At 69.8% G+C, this 4,824-nt stretch carries 5 protein-coding genes; all 5 read left to right on the top strand.

What is annotated here, in order from left to right:
* The first annotated feature begins 52 nt into the window (after window positions 1–52).
* The gene (locus M3N57_07610; protein ID MDP9022550.1) at window positions 53–1,774 is read left to right on the top strand and encodes an Rne/Rng family ribonuclease; all 1,722 of its coding nucleotides are present in this window, start codon (window positions 53–55) and stop codon (window positions 1,772–1,774) included.
* Between the two features lie 172 nt (window positions 1,775–1,946).
* The gene (gene rplU, locus M3N57_07615) at window positions 1,947–2,249 is read left to right on the top strand and encodes a 50S ribosomal protein L21 (GenBank protein MDP9022551.1); all 303 of its coding nucleotides are present in this window, start codon (window positions 1,947–1,949) and stop codon (window positions 2,247–2,249) included.
* 66 nt (window positions 2,250–2,315) lie between these two features.
* Window positions 2,316–2,570 carry a 50S ribosomal protein L27 gene (gene rpmA / locus M3N57_07620; GenBank protein ID MDP9022552.1) on the top strand — a complete coding sequence of 85 codons (255 nt, stop codon included), beginning with the start codon at window positions 2,316–2,318 and terminating at the stop codon, window positions 2,568–2,570.
* Between the two features lie 61 nt (window positions 2,571–2,631).
* Window positions 2,632–4,035 (top strand): GTPase ObgE, encoded by a 1,404-nt coding sequence (gene obgE / locus M3N57_07625; protein ID MDP9022553.1) that lies wholly within the window; start codon window positions 2,632–2,634, stop codon window positions 4,033–4,035.
* On the top strand, window positions 4,028–4,824 hold a 797-nt coding region (gene proB, locus M3N57_07630), incomplete at its 3' end, for a glutamate 5-kinase (GenBank protein ID MDP9022554.1). The genes obgE and proB, both read left to right, overlap by 8 nt.

A 4,824-nucleotide genomic window follows, 5' to 3' on the forward strand; every position in this document is an offset into this window, starting at 1 on the left:
CCCGTCCTCCCGATCGAGACGGCGGGGCGCGCCGTGAGGAAACGAGACGCACGTGACCGACGACAGCAAGACCTCCCGCGCGGACCGGGACGACGGCGATGCTGCCCGGACCCGGACCCGCACCCGCACACGAACGACTCAGGACGCCCAGCGATCGACAGCCGACCAAGCCACCGCTGAGCAGCACGAGGCGACCACCCCCGACGAGCAGCGCGACGAGACGGCAACGAACGGAGACCGACGCCGACGCCGACGGCGTGGAGGACGGGGCCGTGGCCGTCGCCGCCCCGCCGCGGCGCGTCCCGCCGGTGCGGACGAGGACACCGCAGCCGCGGACGACGAACCAGCCAAGGCGAGGAGCGGTGAGGTCGCCGACGAGATCGTCCGGGGTGGGACCCGGCTCGCCGCGAAGCGGCAAGCGCGGGACCGACGCGGAGGTCGCGCCCGTCGCAGCGGTGCCCGCCGCGTCGCTGAGGTCTCCGAGGACGTGCGTCGGGCGATGCTCGACGGCCCACCGCGCACGATGCTGGTCACCACCCGCGGGGACCGCACCCGTATCGCGGTGCTCGAGGAGCGCACCGTCGTCGAGCACTACGTCACACGCAAGGAGGACGTCTCCTTCGTCGGCAACATCTACATGGCCCGCGTCCAGAACGTCCTGCCCGGTATGGAGGCGGCGTTCCTCGACATCGGCAAGGGCCGCAACGGCGTCCTCTACGCAGGTGAGGTCCTCTACGACGAACTGGACCTCGAAGGCGACTCCGAACGCCGCATCGAAGCGGCTCTGAAGCCGGGACAGACCGTCCTGGTACAGGTCACCAAGGACCCCATGGGCTCCAAGGGAGCCAGGCTCACCATGCACCTGTCGCTCGCTGGCCGGTACATGGTCCTGGCTCCCAACGAGACGATCTTCGGCATCTCACGCAAGCTCGCTGACGACGAGCGCGAGCGGCTGCGCAAGATCCTCAAGCGGATCAAGCCGGATGGTCACGGCGTGATCGTTCGGACCGCGGCAGCCGATGCCACCGAGGAACAACTCGCCGATGACCTCCGGCGGTTGCTGAAGAAGTGGGACGTCGTCCACGAGCGGGCACAGACCGCCAACGCGCTCGAGCCGGTCTACGAGGAACCGGATCTCGTCGTGCGGGTGATCCGCGACAACTTCGGGCCCGACTTCGACGCTCTCGTGGTCGACAGCCAAGATGTCCGCGACAAGGTCGCGGCGTACTTGGAAGAGGTCATGCCCGAGGCCCTCGACAAGCTCCAGCTGTACCAGCCGCCGTCGGACCGGAAGCGCGAACAGCCGCTGAGCCTGTTCGACGCCTACCACGTGACCGAGCAGCTGAAGCAGGCGCTCGAACGCAAGGTGTGGCTGCCATCTGGCGGGTACCTGATCATCGAGAAGACCGAGGCGATGACGATCATCGACGTCAACACGGGGAAGTTCACCGGTTCGACGAACCTCGAGGAGACCGTGCTGAAGACGAACCTCGAGGCCGCCGAGGAGGTCGTCCGCCAGCTACGGCTGCGTGACATCGGCGGGATGATCGTCATCGACTTCATCGACATGCTGCTCAAGGCCAACCAGGATCAGGTGGTGCGTCGACTCAAGCGCGAGCTGCTGCGCGACCGGACCAAGACACGCGTCTCGGATGTCAGCCGCCTCGGCCTGGTGCAGATGACCCGCAAGAACGTCTCCCAGGGGCTGCTCGAGGTGTTCAGCCGGCGCTGCCCCCATTGCGAAGGTCGGGGCCTGATCTTGGAGCTGGAGTGACGTTGACCGTGCCCGGGACCGACTGTACCCTCGCGGCACGGTGCCGTTGGGCACCGTTCTTGGGTTCGATGAGCGAACGATTCTTGGGTTCGATGAGCGAACGACTCTTGGGTTCGATGAGCGAACGACGATCGCCCGCTCCTGCCGTTGCCGAGCACCGACGGAGGCCACCGTGTACGCCGTGATCGCAACCGGTGGCAAGCAGTACCGCGTCGCCCCCGGCGATGAGCTCCGGGTGGAGAAACTCGACGGCCAAGTCGGCGACCCGGTCGAGTTGCGCGCCGTGATGGTCGTCGACGATGACGGGACCGTCACCACGGGTCCTGACCTCGGCGACCGGGCGGTGGCCGCCACCATCACCGGCCACGGCAAGGGGAAGAAGATCACGGTCTTCACCTACAAGAACAAGACCCGCCAGCGGAAGAAGCGCGGTCACCGCCAGCGTTACACGACCGTGAAGGTCGAGCAGCTGTAGACGAACGCGCGTCGGTTGGACGCGTGGGTCTCTGCGAGCGGCGCAGCAGATCACAGGAGGACCGGTATGGCACACAAGAAGGGCGGCGGCTCGTCCAACAACGGCCGCGATTCCAACCCGAAGTTCCTCGGCGTGAAGGCCTACGGCGGCGAGGCGGTGACCGCCGGCTCGATCATCGTGCGTCAGCGCGGCACCCGGATCCACCCGGGTCGCAACGTCGGTCGTGGGAGTGACGACACGTTGTTCGCGCTCGCGGACGGCAACGTGTCGTTCCGCAACCGGCGCAACCGTAAGTACGCGGAGATCATCCCGGCCGAGTAGGTCCCACCCGGATGATGTGGAGGGCGGCTGAAGCCGCCCTCTTCGTCGTCGAGGAGAGATCGTGTCCGAGGCCTCCCCCAGCTTCATCGACGAGTGCACCGTCCACCTGCGCGGCGGTGATGGCGGCAACGGCGCGGTCTCGTTCCGCCGCGAGGCGCATGTGCCGCGCGGCGGTCCCGACGGGGGCGACGGCGGCCGTGGCGGCGACGTCGTCCTGGTCGCCGACCCGGGCGTGACCTCGCTCCTGGACCTGCATCGCTACCCGCACCGGCGCGCCCCCCGGGGCGGCCACGGGCAGGGCATGAACCGCACGGGAGCTGCCGGTGACGACCTCATCGTCGCCGTCCCGGCCGGGACGGTCGTCCGAGACCGCAGCACCGGGGACGTCCTCGCCGACCTGGCCCGGCCGGGTCAGCGCATCGTGGCAGCGCGTGGCGGCCGCGGTGGACGCGGCAACGCCTCGTTCGCCAGCAACCGTCGTCGCGCCCCGCGCTTCGCCGAACTCGGCGAGCACGGCGAGGAGCGCTCGCTCCGCCTCGAACTGAAGTTGATCGCCGACGCCGGGCTGGTGGGCTTCCCGAGCGCCGGGAAGTCCTCGCTGATCTCGCGGCTGTCGGCCGCGCGGCCGCGCGTCGAGCCGTGGCCGTTCACCACGCTGACCCCGCACCTGGGCGTCATGCGTGCCGGCGATGTCGACGTCGTCCTGGCCGACGTGCCCGGCCTGGTCGAGGGCGCCAGCGAAGGACGGGGTCTCGGGCACCGCTTCCTGCGGCACATCGAGCGGACAGCCGTCGTGGTGCACGTCCTGGACACGGTGCCGCTCGAACCCGACCGCGACCCCGTCCACGACCTGGACGTGGTCACGCGCGAGCTGCGGGCGCACGACCGGTCGCTACTCGAGCGGCCGGCGGTCGCGGTGTTGAACAAGGTCGACGTCCCCGACGGTCGCGCGATGGCGTCGCTCGTGCGCCCCGCCTTGGAGGCACGCGACCTGGAGGTCTTCGAGGTGTCCGCTGTCACCGGCGAGGGTCTCGACCCACTGCGGTGGCGGCTCGCGGAGCTCGTTTCGGCCCGGCGCGCCGCGGTGCCCGACGCCGCCCCCGAGGAGCTCGTGATCCGCTTCGAGGAGCGAGACGAGCCGTTCACGGTCGAGCGCGACGATGCCGGCCGCTACGTCGTGCACAGCCGGCGTGTCGACCGTTGGGTACAGATGACCCCCTTGGGTAACCCCGACGCCATCCGGTACCTACAGGGTCGGCTGCGGCGCGCCGGCGTGGAAGCGGCACTGATCGCCGCGGGGGCGCGCGGCGGTGACGAGGTCATCCTCGGCGGTGAGGTCTTCGACTTCTCACCTGAGCCCCACGACCTGCCCGCTGACGAGCGTGAGACCGTGGTGACCGCCGACGCAGACGCCTGGGACGTCGACGAACCGGGCGCAGCCGGCCCGGAGGCGGCCGGTGGCTGAACGCCGCTTCGACCGACCTCGACTGGCCGTGGTGAAGGTCGGCTCCAACAGCCTGCGCGGCCCGGACGGGCGGCTCGACCGCGACCAGATCCGCGTGGTCGTCGACGGCATCGCCGCCGCTCGCACGTCCGCGACCGACCTCGTGCTGGTGTCGTCTGGGGCGGTCGCAGCCGGCCTCGGGCAGCTCGGGTTGGACACGCGACCCGGCGACATGGACACGTTGCAGAGCGCCGCATCGGTCGGGCAAGGACAGTTGATCCACGCCTACCAACGCGACTTCGCCGAGCACGGGCTGATCTGCGGACAGGTCCTGCTCACCCAGGACGACTTCGTCAGACGGGGCCGCTACCTCAACGCCCGGAGGACCCTCCGCAAGCTGCTCGAACTGGGGGCCGTCCCCGTCGTCAACGAGAACGACGTCGTGGCCACCGAGGAACTCGCGTACGGCGACAACGACCACCTGGCTGCCCTCGTCGCGTCGATGCTGGAGGCGGAGGTGCTGCTGCTGCTCTCCGACGTCGGGGGACTGTACGAGGTCGATCCCCGGCACACCCCCGGCGCGACTCTGATCGACCGGGTTGACGACCTCGACCGCCTGGCCCAGTTGCGGATCGGCGGGACCGGGTCGTTCGTCGGGAGCGGCGGGATGCGTTCGAAGGTCGAGGCCGCCCGCGTGGCCGTGCTATCCGCCTGCCATGCCGTCATCGCCGACGCTCGTCGACCGGGCGTGATCCCCGATGCGCTCGCCGGTGAGCCGATCGGGACGTGGTTCGTCGCTCAGCCCAAGCG

Source organism: Actinomycetota bacterium, from assembly GCA_030776725.1.
Taxonomy (GTDB): Bacteria; Actinomycetota; Nitriliruptoria; order Nitriliruptorales; family JAHWKO01; genus JAHWKW01.